This window comes from Mycobacterium sp. 852002-51961_SCH5331710, assembly GCF_001665535.1.
Classification (GTDB): Bacteria; Actinomycetota; Actinomycetes; order Mycobacteriales; family Mycobacteriaceae; genus Mycobacterium.
Genome location: NZ_LZSQ01000085.1, coordinates 62,839 through 79,210 on the forward strand (window position 1 = coordinate 62,839; position 16,372 = coordinate 79,210).

20 protein-coding genes and 2 tRNA genes are annotated in these 16,372 nt (G+C 67.0%); 13 read left to right on the plus strand and 9 right to left on the minus strand.

The window, feature by feature from the left end:
• Positions 1-20: 20 nt before the first annotated feature.
• Both A5752_RS14395 and A5752_RS14400 read left to right on the plus strand, forming a co-directional pair.
• Complete coding sequence (locus A5752_RS14395; protein WP_067086561.1) at positions 21-431, plus strand: hypothetical protein; 411 nt, start codon at positions 21-23, stop codon at positions 429-431.
• Positions 431-1,342, plus strand: coding sequence for an NAD-dependent epimerase/dehydratase family protein (locus A5752_RS14400; RefSeq protein ID WP_067086563.1), 912 nt, complete (start codon positions 431-433; stop codon positions 1,340-1,342). The genes A5752_RS14395 and A5752_RS14400 overlap by 1 nt, the downstream gene beginning before the upstream one ends.
• A gap of 16 nt (positions 1,343-1,358) precedes the next feature.
• On the opposite strand, the gene A5752_RS14405 is transcribed toward A5752_RS14400, so the two are convergent.
• The 4 genes from A5752_RS14405 to A5752_RS14420 all read right to left on the minus strand — a co-directional run bounded on the left by A5752_RS14405 (position 1,359) and on the right by A5752_RS14420 (position 4,409).
• Positions 1,359-1,862: an isoprenylcysteine carboxyl methyltransferase family protein gene (locus tag A5752_RS14405; protein WP_067086566.1), complete on the minus strand. Its 504-nt coding sequence runs from the start codon at positions 1,860-1,862 to the stop codon at positions 1,359-1,361.
• A gap of 9 nt (positions 1,863-1,871) precedes the next feature.
• A complete protein-coding gene (locus A5752_RS14410; protein WP_502686733.1) occupies positions 1,872-2,972 on the minus strand; it encodes a type III polyketide synthase in 1,101 nt (366 codons plus the stop codon).
• 152 nt (positions 2,973-3,124) lie between these two features.
• Positions 3,125-3,940, minus strand: a complete 816-nt coding sequence (locus A5752_RS14415; RefSeq protein WP_067086569.1) for a crotonase/enoyl-CoA hydratase family protein — start codon at positions 3,938-3,940, stop codon at positions 3,125-3,127.
• A 31-nt stretch (positions 3,941-3,971) separates the two neighbouring features.
• Positions 3,972-4,409: a hypothetical protein gene (locus A5752_RS14420; protein WP_067086571.1), complete on the minus strand. Its 438-nt coding sequence runs from the start codon at positions 4,407-4,409 to the stop codon at positions 3,972-3,974.
• 41 nt (positions 4,410-4,450) lie between these two features.
• On the opposite strand from A5752_RS14420, the gene A5752_RS14425 reads away from it, so the two are divergent.
• Entirely contained in the window at positions 4,451-5,029 is a 579-nt protein-coding gene (locus tag A5752_RS14425; protein WP_067086574.1) for a TIGR03086 family metal-binding protein, read from the plus strand.
• 98 nt (positions 5,030-5,127) lie between these two features.
• Here A5752_RS14425 and A5752_RS14430 read toward each other — a convergent pair whose 3' ends face one another.
• Positions 5,128-5,589, minus strand: coding sequence for a DUF4334 domain-containing protein (locus A5752_RS14430; RefSeq protein ID WP_067086578.1), 462 nt, complete (start codon positions 5,587-5,589; stop codon positions 5,128-5,130).
• The gene (hisC, locus tag A5752_RS14435) at positions 5,586-6,641 is read right to left on the minus strand and encodes a histidinol-phosphate transaminase (protein ID WP_067086580.1); all 1,056 of its coding nucleotides are present in this window, start codon (positions 6,639-6,641) and stop codon (positions 5,586-5,588) included. Before hisC ends, A5752_RS14430 begins: the two co-directional genes overlap by 4 nt.
• Positions 6,642-6,724: 83 nt before the next feature.
• Between hisC and A5752_RS14440 the strand changes: the two genes are divergently transcribed.
• The 5 genes from A5752_RS14440 to A5752_RS14460 all read left to right on the plus strand — a co-directional run bounded on the left by A5752_RS14440 (position 6,725) and on the right by A5752_RS14460 (position 8,869).
• Positions 6,725-6,816: transfer RNA gene (locus A5752_RS14440), tRNA-Ser, on the plus strand.
• A gap of 46 nt (positions 6,817-6,862) precedes the next feature.
• Positions 6,863-6,935, plus strand: a tRNA-Arg gene (locus A5752_RS14445).
• 118 nt (positions 6,936-7,053) lie between these two features.
• The gene (locus tag A5752_RS14450; protein WP_067086582.1) at positions 7,054-7,557 is read left to right on the plus strand and encodes a metallophosphoesterase family protein; all 504 of its coding nucleotides are present in this window, start codon (positions 7,054-7,056) and stop codon (positions 7,555-7,557) included.
• A complete protein-coding gene (locus A5752_RS14455; protein ID WP_067086585.1) occupies positions 7,550-7,963 on the plus strand; it encodes an MmcQ/YjbR family DNA-binding protein in 414 nt (137 codons plus the stop codon). The genes A5752_RS14450 and A5752_RS14455 overlap by 8 nt, the downstream gene beginning before the upstream one ends.
• Before the next feature lie 72 nt (positions 7,964-8,035).
• A complete protein-coding gene (locus A5752_RS14460) occupies positions 8,036-8,869 on the plus strand; it encodes an SDR family oxidoreductase (protein WP_082963892.1) in 834 nt (277 codons plus the stop codon).
• Here A5752_RS14460 and A5752_RS14465 read toward each other — a convergent pair whose 3' ends face one another.
• Positions 8,870-9,418, minus strand: coding sequence for a cupin domain-containing protein (locus tag A5752_RS14465; protein ID WP_067086591.1), 549 nt, complete (start codon positions 9,416-9,418; stop codon positions 8,870-8,872).
• A gap of 51 nt (positions 9,419-9,469) precedes the next feature.
• Between A5752_RS14465 and A5752_RS14470 the strand changes: the two genes are divergently transcribed.
• The gene (locus tag A5752_RS14470; protein WP_067086594.1) at positions 9,470-11,347 is read left to right on the plus strand and encodes an alkyl/aryl-sulfatase; all 1,878 of its coding nucleotides are present in this window, start codon (positions 9,470-9,472) and stop codon (positions 11,345-11,347) included.
• A gap of 14 nt (positions 11,348-11,361) precedes the next feature.
• Here A5752_RS14470 and A5752_RS14475 read toward each other — a convergent pair whose 3' ends face one another.
• A complete protein-coding gene (locus A5752_RS14475) occupies positions 11,362-12,135 on the minus strand; it encodes an SDR family NAD(P)-dependent oxidoreductase (protein WP_067086692.1) in 774 nt (257 codons plus the stop codon).
• Positions 12,136-12,152: 17 nt separating this feature from the next.
• On the opposite strand from A5752_RS14475, the gene A5752_RS14480 reads away from it, so the two are divergent.
• Together A5752_RS14480 and A5752_RS14485 are read left to right on the plus strand one after the other, a co-directional pair.
• On the plus strand, positions 12,153-12,755 hold the full coding sequence (locus A5752_RS14480; RefSeq protein ID WP_067086597.1) for a histidine phosphatase family protein: 603 nt from the start codon (positions 12,153-12,155) through the stop codon (positions 12,753-12,755).
• Positions 12,756-12,765: 10 nt separating this feature from the next.
• A complete protein-coding gene (locus A5752_RS14485) occupies positions 12,766-13,815 on the plus strand; it encodes a phosphotransferase family protein (RefSeq protein ID WP_067086600.1) in 1,050 nt (349 codons plus the stop codon).
• Here the strand turns inward: A5752_RS14485 and A5752_RS14490 are convergent.
• Positions 13,812-14,201 carry a LapA family protein gene (locus A5752_RS14490; protein WP_067086694.1) on the minus strand — a complete coding sequence of 130 codons (390 nt, stop codon included), beginning with the start codon at positions 14,199-14,201 and terminating at the stop codon, positions 13,812-13,814. The two genes, A5752_RS14485 and A5752_RS14490, sit on opposite strands and share 4 nt — an antisense overlap.
• Before the next feature lie 111 nt (positions 14,202-14,312).
• Between A5752_RS14490 and A5752_RS14495 the strand changes: the two genes are divergently transcribed.
• Together A5752_RS14495 and A5752_RS14500 are read left to right on the plus strand one after the other, a co-directional pair.
• A complete protein-coding gene (locus A5752_RS14495; RefSeq protein ID WP_067086603.1) occupies positions 14,313-15,266 on the plus strand; it encodes an ABC transporter substrate-binding protein in 954 nt (317 codons plus the stop codon).
• The gene (locus A5752_RS14500; RefSeq protein WP_067086605.1) at positions 15,263-16,372 is read left to right on the plus strand and encodes an ABC transporter ATP-binding protein; all 1,110 of its coding nucleotides are present in this window, start codon (positions 15,263-15,265) and stop codon (positions 16,370-16,372) included. Before A5752_RS14495 ends, A5752_RS14500 begins: the two co-directional genes overlap by 4 nt.

Sequence of the window (16,372 nt, forward strand, 5' to 3'; positions counted from 1 at the left end):
TAACGAACTAGCGTGACGGTATGACAACGACGCCGACGCGCACAAGGGCCGGGTTGGTCGAGGTGACGCTGATCGTCTTCGGGCTCTACGCCCTTGCCGTGGGGTTGTTCATGATGTTCGCCCCCGGTGCGTTCTTCGACACCCTGGGCTACTTCGGTGTGCGCAACGACCACTACATCTTCGACAACGCCACGTTCGAGGTGCCGCAGGGGCTCATGCTGCTCGCGGCGGTGCGGTGGCACAGCTGGCGCACTCCGGCGCTGGCGTTCGCGACGCTGCGCTGGGCGCTGCACGCGATCAGCCACCTCATCGACCCGCACCACGGCGCGGGTGACTGGATCGGCTGGCTGGAAGCGGGCGGTCTGGTGGTCACCACCGCGATCCTGGCGATTGCCCTGCGCGCCAGCGTCATTACCGATAGGAGACCATGATGCGAGTTCTGGTAGCCGGCGCGACGAGCGTGCCGGGTCTTCCCCTGCTCCGCGAGCTGAACAACCGCGGCCACGAGGTCGTCGGGCTGACCCGGTCGTCGTCCAAAACCGCGGCGATCACGGCTGCGGGTGCCAAAGCCGTCGTCGCCGACGTGTTCGACCCCGACGACATCGACAAGTTGGTCGCCGATGTCGGCCCCGAGGCCGTGGTGTCGCTGTTGACCACGCTGCCGAAGCGGGGACCCATGCGGGTCAAAGACTTCGAACCCGCGAGGAAGCTGTGGGGCACGGGTGCGCCGAACCTGCTGGCGGCCGCGCAACGTGCCGGGGTGCGGCGCGTCGTTGCCGAATCGGTGATCTTCGCGTACGGCTATCCGACGACCGGCCCGGCGATCATCGACGAATCGGACCCCTACCCCGGTCCGCCCCCGAAGGGCGGTGACGCCATGCTCGGCGCGATGCGGGCGATGGAACAGGCCGTGCTGACCTCGAGTGAGCACAGCGACACCGAGGGAATCGTGTTGCGCTACGGCGCCTTCTACGGCCCCGGGGTGCCGCACGACGAGATGTTCGCGCGGATGGCCAAGTGGCGGGTCAGGCTCGACATGGGTGGACACGGAATCACGTCGTGGATCCACATCGACGACGTCGCCAAGGCCACGGCGAATGCGCTCGACCGCGGGCGGGACGGCCAGATCTACAACATCGTCGACGATCGGCCGCAGTCGTTCAACGGGTATCTCCAGGAGATGGCCGAGAAGTTGGGACGCCCTCGGCAGCTACGCATTCCGCGTTCGGTGCTCAAGGTCGCTGCGCCCTACGGCGTCACCGCATTCGGCGATACCTGGCTGCCGCTGTCCAACGCCAAGGCCAAGGCCGAACTCGGATGGACGCCCGTCGCGAGGGTCTGACTCCTCGGTCCGACTACTACGCGTAGCCCAGCGCCGCGTTCTCGGCCCGGATGCGGACGTTGAGCACCAGTGCGTTGGCCACGGTGAAGACGATCGCGGTCAGCCACGCCGAATGGACGAGGGGCAGCGCCGCCACCTCGACCACCACCGCGGTGTAGTTCGGATGGTGCAGCCAGCGGTACGGACCGCGGTCCACGAGCGGTGCGCCCGGAATGACGATGAGCCGCGGGTTCCACCGCTTGCCCAAAGTCGCCACGCACCACCACCGCAACGCCGTGCTCGCGCACACGACGGCCACCATCGTCCAGCCGAGCGCGGGAATGAACGGCCTGTGCAGCGTGGCCACCTCGACGATGCACGACACCAGGAGCAGCGTGTGCATCGACACCATCGCCGGATAGTGGCCCTGCCCGAACTCCCTGCCGCCGTTGGCAAGGGACCAGCGCGTGTTACGTCGCGACACCGCCAGTTCGACGAGCCGTTCGAGCCCGATCGCGACGATGAACAAGTAGTACGCCATGTCCGGTCCTCACCACTTCAGCAGGAGCATCTCGAAGCTGAAGCCCGGCCCCATGGCGAGCAGCACGCCGAACGATCCCGGGGCGGGTGGTGAGGCCAGCGTGCGGTGCAGCACGTCGAGCACCGACGCGGACGAGAAGTTCCCGTTCTCCCGCATCGAGTTCCGGCTGTGGGTGTTCGCCTCCGGCGGCAGGCCGAGCGCGGTGTCGATCGCGTCGAGCACCTTGGGTCCGCCGGGGTGACATATCCACGTGGAGATGTCCGCCACCGTCAACCCGTGGTCGCCAAGGAACGCGGTGACCTCTTCCGAGAGATGGTTCGCGGCCATGTGGGGGACCTCGCGCGACATCACCAGCCCGAAGCCGTCCGACGAGATGTTCCACCCCATCACGTCGACCGTGTCCGGGAACAGCCGGCTCCTGGTCGCCAGTACTGCGGGCGCGTGCGCGATCGTCGGGGGGACGCGGTCCGCACCTGAGGCCACCACCGCCGCCGCGCCGTCCCCGAACAGGCAGGCACCGATCAGCGCCGGGATCGATGTGTCGTTGCGCTGCAACGTAAGTGAGCACAGTTCCACCGAGAGAAGAACCGCGACGTCGGAGGGAAAACCTCTCAGGTAGTCGTGCACACGGGCCATGCCGGCAGCGCCTGCGACACAACCCAACCCGAACAGCGGGATGCGTTTGACGTCGGGTCGCAGGCCGATCCGCGACGCCACTCTTGCGTCGATGGTGGGCACGGCCACGCCGGTGCTCGACACGAATACGATGGCGTCGACCTCCTCGGCATTGACGTGAGCAGCCTCGAGCGCCGAGCGCACTGCCCGCTCACCGAGATCGGCGGCGACCTCGATGTAGGCGTCGTTGGCCTCGGTGAACCCCGACAGATCCGGGTAACGGGACAGTGGCAGCGAGAGACTGCGGCTCTGCACGCCGCTGGTCTCTGCGAAGCGGATGAACTCCGGGCCGCCGACGCTGGTGAGCATCGCCGCGACCTCGGCCTGCTCGTAGCGATTCGAGGTGAAGGCCACCGCTGTGCCCCCGATACGGGGTGCACCGATTCGTTGAACCGCGTCGCTGTCAAGCGACGCGAAGTGAGTTGTATCAGTCATGTAGTGCTGAACGCCGCTGCGGGCAGGATCGTTGCCCGAGGTGACGCATCGCACAGCGATCCGTACGAAATCCGTTGCGGCCGAACGGATTCTGTACGCCTAGTTCCTGATGAGAAGCGGGGAAAGCGATGGGAATGTGCTGGGAGTCAACGCTATTCGCCGGCGAACTTCGGTGGACGCTTCTCGAACATCGCCTTGACCGCCTCGCCCAGATCCTTCGACGGCAGGAATGCCGAATTCCACGCTGCCACATAGCGCAAACTCTCCGACACCCTGGCGATGCGCTGCTGGTCGAGCACGTCCTTGATGCCGTGCACCGTCAGGGGTGGGTTGGCGGCGATCTCGGCCGCGGTCGCGTGCGCCCCGGCGAGTGAGGCGTCGGCGTCGTCGTACACGTCGTTGACCAGACCGATCTTCTCGGCCCGCGCAGCGTCGATGTCCTTACCGGTGAGGGTCAGCTCGCGCAGGTGCCCGTCGGACAGGATCAGCGGCAGCCGGGCCAGCGAGCCCACGTCGGCGACGATCGCCAGCTTGACCTCGCGCACGGAGAACTTCGCGTCGGCGCTGGCGTAGCGGATGTCGACGGCGCTGATCAAGTCGACGCCGCCGCCGATGCACCAGCCGTGCACCGAGGCGATGGTGGGGGTGCGGCAGTCCGCGACCGCGTTGATGGCGCCCTGCATCTTCTGCAGCGTGGTGTGGAACTCCAGGCGACCCTTGGCGCCGGAGTCCAGGCCGGGCAGGCTGCCGCCCATCGCGACCAGGTCGAGCCCGTAGCTGAAGTTCTTGCCCGAGCCGGTCAGCACGATGGCGCGGACCTCCGGGTCGGCGTCGAGCGAGCCGAACACGTCGGGCAGCTCTGCCCAGAACGCCGGGCCCATGGCGTTGCCCTTGCCCGGCCCGATCAGCGTCACGCGTGCGACGTGATCGGAGATGTCAACGGTGACGGATTCGTAGGTCTCGCTCATGGGCGAACACGCTAGTTGGTCGGCCCCGCGGTCACCCCGGCGGCTTGCCCAGCAGAACCTCGTTCACCGTGGCGCTGGGCAGGAACTGGCACGCGGCGTCGACCAGCATCTGGCCGATGCCCTCACCGTCGGGGCCGAGCGGGTTGCCCTCCTGGTTGAGGATCTCGCGGATGACGGCGACCTGGGTCGTCTCGTCGAGCCCGTTGTACTCGTCGCATTTCATCGACAGCGCGTTCGGCGGCGCCGGGACCACCGGAACGTCGGTGTTGCGCGTCGGCAGCGGAATATCGGGCAGCCCGATGTCGGGCAGCCCCGGGATCGACGGTGATGTCGGCCGCGTCGGCGAGGTGGTCAACGGTGGCCCGGGTTCGGTCGTCATCGCGACGGATCCCTCGGTGGTGCGCGAGCATCCCGCCGCGACACCGGCGAAGACCAGCACCGCCGCCGCCACTCGCACGTGCGTCCTCATCCCGGCAACGATAACGCCCCACCGCGACGTAGCGTGGCGTCATGCCCGATGACTTGCGTGCAGGACCCGAATCACCGCCGACCGATGAACTGCGAGCGGCGGAGAAATCGTTCGCCGTGCTGCAGCACGTGCTGCACGGCATCGCCGTCGACGATCTGCACAAGCAGACACCGTGCCGGGAGTTCGACGTGGCGGCGCTGACCGACCACCTGCTCAACTCCATCGCGATTCTCGGCGCGATGGCGGGCGCGGAGTCACCCGAGCGCGACCGCGATGCGCCGGTCGAGCAGCAGGTGGTGTTCGCGGCCCGCTCGGCGCTGGACGCCTGGCAGCGTCGGGGGCTGGACGGCACTGTGGAGTTCGGCGGCAACGAGGTGCCGGCCCGGGTGATGGTCGGCATCCTGTCGCTGGAGTTCCTGGTGCACGCGTGGGACTACGCGGAGGCGGTGGGACGTGAGGTCACCGCCCCCGAGCCGTTGTCCGACTACGTGCTGGGCCTGGCACGCAAGATCATCACGCCGGAGGGGCGCGCCAATGCCGGCTTCGACGACCCGATCGACGTCGGCGCCGACGCCGATGCGCTGACGCGGCTGCTCGCCTACACCGGCCGGCAGGGCTAGCCGTTTCGCGAGACTGAAGGCCTAGCCGTTTCGCGAGACGTACGCCAGGGCTGTGGATGCGCAGCCCCCCACGACCCTGGTGTTCAGCTCGCGAGCGCTCAGACCCGCTCGAGGTAGAAGTACAGGTGCCGGTCCCCGTCGAGCGCGCCCTTGCCGTTCATGATGCCGACGACGGCGTTCTCGTCGACGACCTTGAAATGATCGTGCACCGGCGCGCCGTCGTACACCATCGAGGCCGTCACCTCGCCGCGGAACTCCTCCATCCACAGGCTGGCCTCGCCCTTCATCGCCTCGGTGTTGGAGAACTTGTTGCCGTCGGAGTCCAGGCACACCAGGGGCTTGGCATCGGTTGCTGAGTGGAAGGTCTTGCCGAACCAGTTGAGGCGTTCCATAAACCCGTTCGACTTGTGACCGGTGTGGAACTCGCCGCCCTTCCACTCGCCGATCATGAAGTCGATGGTGGCCGGCTGCAGTGTCGCCCAGAAGTCGTCGAGTTCAGCGTCGGAGATGGCGCCGGTGCGCGCGACCAGTTCATCGAAGGTCTCGCGGGCATCGCTCATTGCTGTCCCATCCATCGGCGGGCGAACTCGAGGAACGCGTCGTTCTCGTGCGTGGCGGCGACGGTGACGCGCACTCCGTCCTCACCATAGGGGCGCACGATGATGCGGTTGTCCGCCGACGCCTCGGCGAACTCCTGCGCGCGCCCGGGCAGGGGCAGCCAGACGAAGTTGGCCTGCGAGTCGGGCACGGTGTAGCCGGCGGCGCGCAGTGCGTCGGTGACCCTGTCGCGTTCGGCGACCACCGCGTCGGTGCGCTCGAGAAGCTCGTCTGCGGCATCCAACGACGCGATGGCGGCGGCCTGCGACACGCTGGTCGCGGTGAACGGCACGTACACCTTACCGAGCGCGGTGATGAGATCCGGGTCGCCCACCGCGTAGCCCACCCGCAGGCCGGCCAGGCCGTAGGCCTTCGAAAACGTCCGCAGCACAACGAGGTTGGGGTGCGAGCGGACGAGGCCGAAGCTGTCGGGAACCATCGGATCGCGGATGTACTCGACATAGGCCTCGTCGAGCGCGATCACGATGTGCGGCGGCACCGCGGCGACGAAGCGGGCGAGCGCCTCGGGTGCGACGACCGTGCCCGTCGGGTTGTTGGGATTGCACACGAAGATCAGCCGGGTGCGGTCGGTGATCGCGGCCAGCATGGCGTCGAGGTCGTGGGTGTGGTCGGTGAGCGGCACCGGTACGGGCGTGGCTCCCGCGGTGCGTACCTGTAGCGGATAGATCTCGAAGCTGCGCCACCCGAAGAGGACTTCGTCGCCGACGGTCGAGGTGATCTGGATCAGCTGCTGGCACAGGCTGACCGATCCGCAACCCACCGAGATGTGCTCGGGGGCGAAGTTGACGTGCTTGGCGAGCCGCTCGCGAAGCTCGACGTAGCCGTTGTCGGGATAACGGTTGATGTTGCCGATGGCATCCTCGATCGCGGCCCGCACGCTCGGCAGCGGGGGATGGACCGTTTCGTTGCTGGCGATCTTGATTGCGCCCGGAACCGTCCTGCCGGGGGTGTAGGCGGGCAGATCAGCCAGTTCGGGACGCAGCCGGACGGTCACCGCACCAGTTTATGGGTCGGTCGAATGCGCTTTGCCTCGCGCGGTAGGCCATGTGTACGCTGTCGGATCGGCGGTAATCGTCAGGAGGCGTGCCAGAGCGGCCGAATGGGGCTCACTGCTAATGAGTTGTCGCCCTCAAAGGCGACCGGAGGTTCAAATCCTCTCGCCTCCGCCACGGCTGACACCGTCAGCCGAACAATTGAACATTGCAGATCGACCATGCGCCCGTAGCTCAACGGATAGAGCATCTGACTACGGATCAGAAGGTTAGGGGTTCGAATCCCTTCGGGCGCGCTTTTTCTTCCCTCGAGCCCGTGCTTGTTCGCGCTGCCACCCGCGATATGTGCACACAACCGTGCGTTCGGCGCGGCCTCCGGGCACGCCGATTGCGCCGCCCACTAGATTGGGAACAGTGCGGCTGTTGTTGATCGCCGATACTCATGTCCCCAAGCGCGCCAAGGACCTGCCCTCGCGGGTGTGGGATGAAGTGACGAAAGCCGACGTCGTCGTGCACGCAGGCGACTGGGTGGACCCGGCGCTGCTGGACGCGCTGGAGGCCCGCGCCAGGCGTCTGGTCGGCTGCTGGGGTAACAACGACGGTGCCGAGTTGCGGCGTCGGCTGCCCGAACGGGCCGACGTGACGCTCGACGGGCTGCGGTTTACCGTCGTGCACGAAACCGGCGCGGCGACCGGCCGTGAGGCCCGCATGGCCAAGGCCTATCCCGAGACCGATGTGCTGGTCTTCGGCCACAGCCACATCCCCTGGGACACCACCGCGAAAACCGGCCTGCGACTGCTGAATCCGGGCTCTCCGACCGACCGGCGGCGTCAACCGCACTGCACGTACATGACCGCCACGGTGCGCAAAGGCACCTTGTCCGACGTCATCCTGCACCCCGTGGACCGCCATGCGTGACCGTCCGGCGCGGGTGGCCGACGTGCACGAGATCGCCGCGGCCATGCCGCACGTCACGCGTATCGAGGGTCCCAAGGGCAACGCGATCTACCAGGTCGGAGGCAAGTCGTTCGTGTTCTTCCGCACGCCTCAGCCCGACGCCGAGGATCCGGAGACCGGCGAACGCTACGCCGATGTGATCATGATCTGGGTGGAATCGGAGATGGACAAGCTGGCGCTCATCCAAGATCCCGGTTCACCATTCTTCACCACCGACCGTTTCGAAGGTCATCCTTCGGTCCTGGTGCGCGCCAGCCGATTACGTGAGATCGGCAAGGTCGAGCTGACCGAGCTCATCCAGGACGCGTGGCTCTCCCGCGCTTCCAAACGCCGGGCCGACCGGTGGCTGGAAGAACACCCTGGCTAGCCGAGATCACGCGTATCACTTCGCCAGTGTGCCCGCGGCGATAGTCTGCGCCTCACGATGGGAGGCGCGGACATGGCGCGAGGGACCGTGGTCAAGGACAAAGTCATCGCCATCACCGGCGGTGCACGCGGAATCGGTTACGCGACGGCAAGAGTGCTGCACCGAAGCGGTGCGAAGGTGGCCATCGGTGACGTCGACGAGGTAGCGGCCAAGCAGGCGGGCGTCGACCTCGATGTCGACTTCTACGCCCGCCTGGACGTCACCGACCGGCAGTCGTTCACGGCATTCCTCGACGATGTCGAACGAGAAGTAGGGCCGGTGGATGTCCTGATCAACAATGCGGGCGTGTGTCCGACGGGGCCGTTCGCCGACGAGCCCGACGAGGTCACCCACCGCACGCTGGGCATCAACGTCTTCGGGGTCATCCTCGGTACGAAGCTGGCGGCTGAACGAATGGTCAAGCGAGGCAGTGGCCACATCATCAACATCGCTTCGCTCGCCGGGATCAACGCCGTGCCCGGAATCGCCACCTACTGCGCGACGAAGCACGCGGTGATCGGTTATACCGACACGGTGCGCCTGGAACTGCTGGGCACCGGCGTCACCGCGTCCGCGGTCCTGCCCACCTTGACGAACACGGCGATGATCGACGGGGTGGGCAGCATGCCGGGGATGCGCAACGCCGAACCGGAAGACGTCGCCGCCGGAATCATCCGGCTCATCGCAAAACCGAGGCCACGACTCACGGTTACCCGGCAAGCCGGTGCGATGATGGCCGTCACAAAACGACTGCCATTGCGAGTGAACGAGGCGGTCACCCGTGCGCTCAAGGCGGACCGGATTTTCGCCGACGCCGCCGGGACCGAGGCGCGCCGCGAGTACGAGGGTCGCGCGCGAAGCTCCTAACTACCTGGCCGGCACGTTGGCGTGCTCGGCCCCGCAGATGAACACTGCCATCCGGGCCGGCGTATCACCCGGGTTCTTCCACCGGTGCCGGGTCCCGTTCTGCACGACGGTGTCGCCCGGATGCAGGGTCACTTCGGCGCCGTCGTCGAGCTCGAGGACGACTGTGCCCTCGAGCACCACCTCGAAGTCGACCGTGTCCGTCGTGTGCATGCCCGGGTCGGTGTAGTCCATGTAGCCGAGCATTCCCGGCAGCTTCTCCTCCATCTCCAGCATCGCCTCGTCGATGTCGAGGGCCTCCGGGGCCTGGGCGCCGTGCGACGGCGGCAATGTCAGCATCGCGAACCGAAACCCGCCGACCGGCGGAAAGTAGTTGTGCCACTGCGGCATCGAACCGTCGCCGGGAAAACGGCAGGGCTCGTCGCCGCCCCACAGAAGATGGTTCTCGAAGCCGGGCATCAGCATCGTCTCGATCGGCGCGACCTCGTCGTCGCTGACGAACACGGACTTGCCTGACGGATCGTGACCGGTCACCACTCGGCGTACTTGCATGGGCTCAGTGAACCAGCCCCGCGCCGACCCGGGAATGAATATCGTGACGCCATGCGACAGAAACCTCCCACGGCCGTCATCGAGTCCGCACACCGGGAGCACCTCACGGCGTTACCGTTCGACGACACCGCGGACTTCACCGATGCCGACCGCGGTTTCATCGCGGCGCTCGAGCCGTGTGTGATCAAGGCCGCCGACGGCCGAGTGGTCTGGGACAACGACACATACGCGTTCCTCGACGGCGATGCCCCGACGTCGGTGCATCCCAGCCTCTGGCGACAGAGCGGCCTGTGCGCGAAACAGGGTCTCTACGAAGTGGTCGAGGGCATTTACCAGGTGCGCGGATTCGACCTGTCCAACATCACCTTCGTCGAGGGCGACACCGGCGTGATCGTGATCGACCCGCTGATCTCCACGGAAACCGCGGCGGCGGCGCTGGCGCTGTACCGCGAACACCGGGGAGATCGGTCCGTGAGCGCTGTCATCTATACCCACAGCCACGTCGACCATTTCGGCGGCGTCCTGGGCGTCACCTCACAGGCCGACGTCGACGCAGGACGCGTTGCGATCATCGCGCCCGAGCACTTCACCGAACATGCCGTGCAGGAGAACGTCTATGCGGGCACTGCCATGGGCCGTCGCGCGAGCTACATGTATGGCGCGCTGCTGGCCCGGGGGCCGCAGGGGCAGGTGGGGTGCGGACTCGGGCAGGTGACGTCGACGGGCGAAGTCGCGCTGATCGTTCCGACCGTCGACATCCGCGAGACCGGCGAGACCCACACCGTGGACGGTGTCGAGATCGAGTTTCAGATGGCACCAGGCACCGAGGCGCCCGCTGAGATGCACTTCTACTTCCCGAGGTACCGCGCGCTGTGCATGGCCGAGAACGCCACCCACAACCTGCACAATCTGCTGACCCTGCGTGGGGCGCTGGTGCGCGACCCGCACGGATGGGCCGGTTACCTGACCGAGGCGATCGACGCGTTCGCCGACCGCGCCGATGTGGTGTTCGCGTCCCATCACTGGCCGACGTGGGGCCGCGACCACATCGTGGAATACCTGTCGCTGCAACGGGATCTGTACGCCTACCTGCACGACCAGACGTTGCGTCAACTGAACCAGGGCTTCACCGGTATCGAGATCGCCGAGGACTTCACGCTTCCTCCCGCGCTGCAAAAAGCGTGGCACGCACACGGCTACTACGGTTCGGTGAGCCACAACGTGAAGGCCGTTTACCAGCGCTACATGGGCTGGTTCGACGGTAATCCAGGCCGGCTGTGGGCCCACCCGCCGGAGGCCGCAGGGCCCCGCTACGTCGCCGCGATGGGCGGACTGGACCGCGTGGTCGAGATCGCCCGCCAGGCCTTCGACGAGGGTGACTACCGCTGGGCAGCAACGCTTCTCGACCACGCGGTCTTCACCGATGAGCAGCACGCCGAGGCGCGTGAACTGTACGCCGACACCCTCGAGCAACTCGCCTACGGCGCCGAGAACGCGGTGTGGCGCAATTTCTTTCTCTCCGGTGCGACCGAACTGCGCGAGGGCAACTTCGGCACACCCACCCAGACCACGTCGACGTCGATGGTCGCGCAGCTGACTCCCGAGCAGATCTTCGACGCGCTGGCCATCACCGTGAACGGTCCGCGGGCATGGGATCTGTACCTCGCCATCGACGTCACCTTCGGTGACACCGCGACAAATTACCGGCTGACGCTGCGCAACGGGGTGCTGGTGCACCGAAAGGTGGCCGCCGACCAAGCGTCGGCTCAGGCGACCGTGAACGTCGCCAGCAAGCTGCGGTTGCTCGCGCTCGCCGCGGGCGACGACAATTCACCCGGCCTGGACATCTCCGGCGACATCGGTGCGCTGCAGTCGCTGATCGCCGCGCTGGACCGCCCCGATCCGGCGTTCAACATCGTGACGCCATAATCGGCGGGGAACGGTTACGGGATGCCGCCGTCGACGCGGAGAATCGAGCCCGATGTGTAGCTTGACGCGTCCGACATCAAATACAGTGCGGCGCCTACGATCTCGGGTGGTTCGCCGAGCCGCTGCAGCGCGAAGTGCTGCGCGCCCTTCTGCGTCGCGGGGATGTCCCAGGCCTTGCTGATGTCGGTGAGAAACGGGCCGGGCATCAGCGTGTTCACCCGGACGGTCGGGCCGTAGGCCAGCGCGAGCCCCTCGGTCAGCGCGTTGAGCCCCGCCTTGGCCGCCGAATACGGCAGCTGCTCGGGGCGGGGGCGGCGCGAACCGCTCGAGCTCACATTGATGATCGAGCCGCCACCGTCGGCGACCATGCGCTCGCCCACCAGCGCAGACAACCGGAACGGGCCCTTGAGGTTCAGGTTGATCACCGAGTCGAACAACTTCTCGGTGACCGAGGGCAGCGACTCGTACAGCGGCGACATTCCCGCGTTGTTGATGAGCACGTCGACCTTGCCGAAACGTGCATACGCCGCGTCGACCAACCCGTCGAGCTCATCCCATCGCCCGACGTGCACCTGGTACGGCAGCGCGGCCCGGCCGGTTGCCGCGGCGATCTCCTCGGCCGTCGCCACGCACGAGTCGTATTTGCGGCTGGCGATCACGATGTCCGCACCGCACCGCGCGGCGGCCATGGCCATCTCCTTGCCCAGCCCGCGGCTACCGCCGGTGACCAGCACGACCCGGTCGCTCAGGTCGAAGAGCTCGGCTGCGAAATCTCTCTCGGAACCCATGGCCATATGGTGGCACGGTGCAGTTGCTCATCATTCGACATGCGTTGCCGCTCCGCAGCGAGCCGGGGCAGGGCTCCGATCCCGACCTCTCCGAAGAGGGCATCGAACAGGCCAAACGCCTGCCCGAGGCGCTGGCGCGCTTCCCCGTCTCACGACTGGTCAGCAGCCCCCAGAAGCGCGCGATCCAGACCGCGGAGCCGGTCGCCGAGGCGCTCGGCCTGCCGATCGACATCGACGACCGGCTGGCCGAGTATGACCGCGACCTCTCGCACTACACGCCCGTCGAGGAGATCTCCGAAGAGGACATGCGCCGGCTGGCCAACGGCGAGTTGCCCAGCGGCGTCGACCAGTCGGCGTTCCTCTCCCGGGTCAAGGCCGGGGTGGACGACATCGTCAAGGCCGCCAAGCGGGAGGACACCGTCGCGCTGTTCAGCCACGGCGGCGTCATCAACGCCCTGGTCCACGACGTCATGGGCACCGAACGGCTGTTGTGCGTGCAGGTCGACTACGCCGGCATCACGCGGCTGCTGTGGTCGTCGACGCGCAAGGCGTTCTTCGTAGCCGGAGTCAACTCCACCGAGCACGTATGGGACCTGCTGCCCAGGAATCAGCAGTGGTAGACATTTGCAAATGACCGCTGAGCCGCGCCCGCCCCAGCCCGCCCGACTGGAAGGGCTCGATCTCGACGCTCTGGACCGTCATCTGCGTTCGGAGGGCATCGCCCGTTCCGGTGACCTGCGCGCCGAGCTGATCTCCGGCGGCCGCTCCAACCTGACCTTCCTGGTGTGCGACGACCAGTCGAAGTGGGTGCTGCGCAGGCCTCCGCTACACGGCCTGACGCCGTCGGCGCACGACATGGCCCGCGAGTACAAGGTGATCTCCGCGCTGCAGAACACCGCCGTGCCGGTGCCGCGCGCGGTGACCATGCGTAACGACGACACGGTGCTGGGCGCGCCGTTCCAGATGGTCGAGTACGTCCCCGGCCGGGTGATCCGTCACGCGGCCGAACTCGAGGCCCTCGGCGACAAAGCCGCCATCGAGGCCTGCGTCGACGCGTTGATCAAGGTGCTCGCCGATCTGCACGCGCTCGACCCGGAAGAGGTCGGCCTCGGCGACTTCGGCAAGCCCACGGGATACCTCGAACGGCAGGTGAAGCGCTGGGGCGGGCAGTGGGAGTTGGTGCGCCGCGATGGGGACGAACGCGACGACGACGTCAAGCGACTGCACACCGCGCTCGGAGAGGCGATCCCGGCGCAGAGCCGCAGCGCGATCGTGCACGGCGACTACCGCATCGACAACACGATGCTCGACGCCGAGGACGGAACCAAGGTGCTCGCGGTTCTGGATTGGGAGATGTCCACCCTGGGCGACCCGATCAGCGATGCGGCGCTGATGTGTGTGTACCGCCACCCGATGTTCAACCTCGTGCACGCCGACGCGGCGTGGGCGTCACCGCTGATCCCTCCGGCAGACGAACTCGCACAACGGTATTCGGTGGCCTCCGGTCAACCGCTGGACCACTGGGAGTTCTACATGGGCCTGGCGTACTTCAAGCTGGCGATCATCGCGGCGGGCATCGCCTACCGCGGTCGGGTTGGCGGCGCGCCGTCGGACTTCGTCACCATGGTCGACGACGCGGTCGCGCCGCTGATCGACGCCGGGCTCGAGTCGCTCCGCTAGCGCAGCGCGGCTTTGTAGTTCTTCTTCGCCGCGCGGCGCAATTGGACCATCCGTGCCATTCCCGCGAGCGCGGCGATCAGACCGCCGCACACCGCGGCGAGCAGAATCGCCACCCCCAACGGCAGCTGCCAGTGCCAGCCGAGGAACGCGAACTGCGCCGACTCGGTGTTCTGCGCGATGAAGATCAGCAGCACGATCAGGATGAGCAGGCCGCTGATGACCGCGGTCCACAGCGCGGCGGCTCTGGTGAAGTGGACCCTGTTGACCGACGGTGGCGTGTGCTCGGCGATCTCGTCGTCCGTCGGCGGAACCGGCGGCCCGGGGTTGGGTGGGCCGTAGGGTTCCGGCTCGTTCTGCGCTGACGCCCCATACGGATCGGTACTCATGGCTCCATCTTTGCCCTTTCGCGTCCGCGGCAAACGGCGTTTGACGTGGACCGTCGAATCGATGCCCGACAAACCGCGCGTAGCTGCGGCGATGTCGATACTGTCGGGTTCATGACCTCGATGCCGCGACGCCGGCGCCGGCCGCTCGTCGTGGTGGTGGTGGTTCTCGCGTTCCTGATGACCGTGTCCTGTGGGAGCTCGAACCCGCTCGGTGGCGGCGAGATATCCGGTGACCTCAAGACGATCGCGGTGGGATCGGCGGATTTCACCGAGTCGAAGATCATCGCCGAGATCTACGCCCAGGCCCTGGAGACCAACGGCTTCACCGTGCGCCGCCAGTTCGGGATCGGCAGCCGCGAGACCTACATCCCCGCGGTGCAGGACCACTCCATCGACCTGATCCCGGAGTACACGGGCAACCTGCTGCAGTACTTCGACGAGGACACCACCGCCACCACCCCCGACGCGGTTCTGCTCGAACTGTTCAAGGTGCTGCCCGGGGACCTGTCGATCCTGTATCCGTCTCCCGCCGAGGACAAGGACACCCTCGCGGTGTCCGAGGCGACCGCGCAGCGGTGGAATCTCAAGACCATCGCGGATCTGGCCAAGCACTCGCCGGAGGTGAAAGTCGGTGCGCCTTCGGAGTTTCAGACCCGCGTGACCGGTCTGGTCGGGCTCAAGGACAGCTACGGCCTCGACATCGCACCGGCGAACTTCGTCGCGATCAGCGACGGCGGCGGCCCGGCGACCGTGCAGGCGCTCAACAGCGGGGCGGTCACCGCCGCGAACATCTTCAGCACCTCACCGGCGATCGAGCAGAGCAGGCTCGTCGTGCTCGAGGACCCCGAGAACGTGTTCCTCGCCGCCAATGTGGTGCCGCTGGTGGCGTCGCAGAAGATGTCCACCGATCTCAAGACGGTGCTCGACGCGGTCAGTGCGAAGCTGACCACCGAGGCCCTGATCGAGCTCAACACCTCGGTCGAGGGCAACCGGGGCATCGATCCCGACGAAGCGGCGCAGAAGTGGATCGCGGACAACGGATTCGACAGGCCGGTGCAGAAGTGATCGAGTTCGCCAACGTCACCAAACGCTATCCGGACGGCACGGTCGCCGTCGACGACCTGACGCTCGAGGTGCCCGAGGGAACGCTGACGGTTTTCGTCGGCCCGTCCGGCTGCGGCAAGACCACCTCGATGCGGATGATCAACCGGATGATCGAGCCCAGCTCGGGCACCCTGACCGTCGACGGCCGCGACGTCACCAAGGTCGATCCGGTCAAACTGCGTCTCGGCATCGGATACGTGATCCAGAGCGCGGGACTCATGCCGCACCTTCGGGTGGTCGACAACGTGGCCACCGTCCCGGTGTTGCGGGGCGAATCACGGCGCAGCGCACGGCGATCCGCGCTCAAGGTGATGGAACGCGTCGGCCTCGATGTGAAGCTCGCCGATCGTTACCCGGCGCAGTTGTCGGGTGGCCAGCAGCAGCGGGTCGGGGTGGCCCGGGCGCTGGCCGGCGACCCGCCGATCATGCTGATGGACGAACCGTTCAGCGCCGTCGACCCCGTCGTGCGCGAGGAACTGCAGGCCGAGATCGCCCGTCTGCAAAGCGAATTACGCAAGACGATCGTGTTCGTCACCCACGACATCGACGAGGCGGTCAAGCTCGGCGACAGGGTGGCCGTGTTCGGACGCGGCGGGGTGCTGCAGCAGTACGGCGACCCCGCGTTCGTGCTGTCGAATCCGGCCAACGAGGAGGTGGCGGCGTTCGTCGGTGCCGACCGCGGCTACCGCGGGCTGCAGTTCTTCCACGCGTCGGGCCTGCCCCTGCATGACGTCGACCACGTCGACGAAAGCGAGCTGGACACCCTGGATCTGGGGCCCGATGACTGGTGGCTGGTCACCAAGGACAACAGAAAACCGTATGCCTGGATCAACGCCGACGGTGTCGCCCTGCGCCGCAGCGGAAAGTCGCTCTACGACAGCACGATCGGCGGCGGATCGCTGTTTCGCCCGGACGGTACGCTGCGCAACGCGCTCGACGCGGCGTTGTCCTCGCCGAGCGGGCTGGGGGTCGCGGTCGACGACGACGGGCGGCTGATCGGCGGGGTGACGGCCGACGACGTCCTGGCAGAACTCGAAAAGCAGCGTCGCATACCGGAGTTGGGCTAG

Excerpts from the sequence above, each read along its gene's own strand:
- A5752_RS14465 (WP_067086591.1), bottom strand. The coding sequence starts at position 9,418 with ATGCAAGTACGCCGAGTGGTGACCGGTCACGATCCGTCAGGCAAGTCC.
- A5752_RS14405 (WP_067086566.1), bottom strand. The coding sequence starts at position 1,862 with ATGGCGTACTACTTGTTCATCGTCGCGATCGGGCTCGAACGGCTCGTC.
- A5752_RS14495 (WP_067086603.1), top strand. The coding sequence starts at position 14,313 with ATGACCTCGATGCCGCGACGCCGGCGCCGGCCGCTCGTCGTGGTGGTG.
- A5752_RS14395 (WP_067086561.1), top strand. The coding sequence starts at position 21 with ATGACAACGACGCCGACGCGCACAAGGGCCGGGTTGGTCGAGGTGACG.
- A5752_RS14470 (WP_067086594.1), top strand. The coding sequence starts at position 9,470 with ATGCGACAGAAACCTCCCACGGCCGTCATCGAGTCCGCACACCGGGAG.
- A5752_RS14425 (WP_067086574.1), top strand. The coding sequence starts at position 4,451 with ATGCCCGATGACTTGCGTGCAGGACCCGAATCACCGCCGACCGATGAA.
- A5752_RS14420 (WP_067086571.1), bottom strand. The coding sequence starts at position 4,409 with ATGAGGACGCACGTGCGAGTGGCGGCGGCGGTGCTGGTCTTCGCCGGT.
- A5752_RS14490 (WP_067086694.1), bottom strand. The coding sequence starts at position 14,201 with ATGAGTACCGATCCGTATGGGGCGTCAGCGCAGAACGAGCCGGAACCC.
- A5752_RS14430 (WP_067086578.1), bottom strand. The coding sequence starts at position 5,589 with ATGAGCGATGCCCGCGAGACCTTCGATGAACTGGTCGCGCGCACCGGC.
- A5752_RS14410 (WP_502686733.1), bottom strand. The coding sequence starts at position 2,972 with ATGACTGATACAACTCACTTCGCGTCGCTTGACAGCGACGCGGTTCAA.
- A5752_RS14415 (WP_067086569.1), bottom strand. The coding sequence starts at position 3,940 with ATGAGCGAGACCTACGAATCCGTCACCGTTGACATCTCCGATCACGTC.
- A5752_RS14400 (WP_067086563.1), top strand. The coding sequence starts at position 431 with ATGCGAGTTCTGGTAGCCGGCGCGACGAGCGTGCCGGGTCTTCCCCTG.
- A5752_RS14455 (WP_067086585.1), top strand. The coding sequence starts at position 7,550 with ATGCGTGACCGTCCGGCGCGGGTGGCCGACGTGCACGAGATCGCCGCG.
- A5752_RS14475 (WP_067086692.1), bottom strand. The coding sequence starts at position 12,135 with ATGGGTTCCGAGAGAGATTTCGCAGCCGAGCTCTTCGACCTGAGCGAC.
- A5752_RS14460 (WP_082963892.1), top strand. The coding sequence starts at position 8,036 with ATGGCGCGAGGGACCGTGGTCAAGGACAAAGTCATCGCCATCACCGGC.
- A5752_RS14485 (WP_067086600.1), top strand. The coding sequence starts at position 12,766 with ATGACCGCTGAGCCGCGCCCGCCCCAGCCCGCCCGACTGGAAGGGCTC.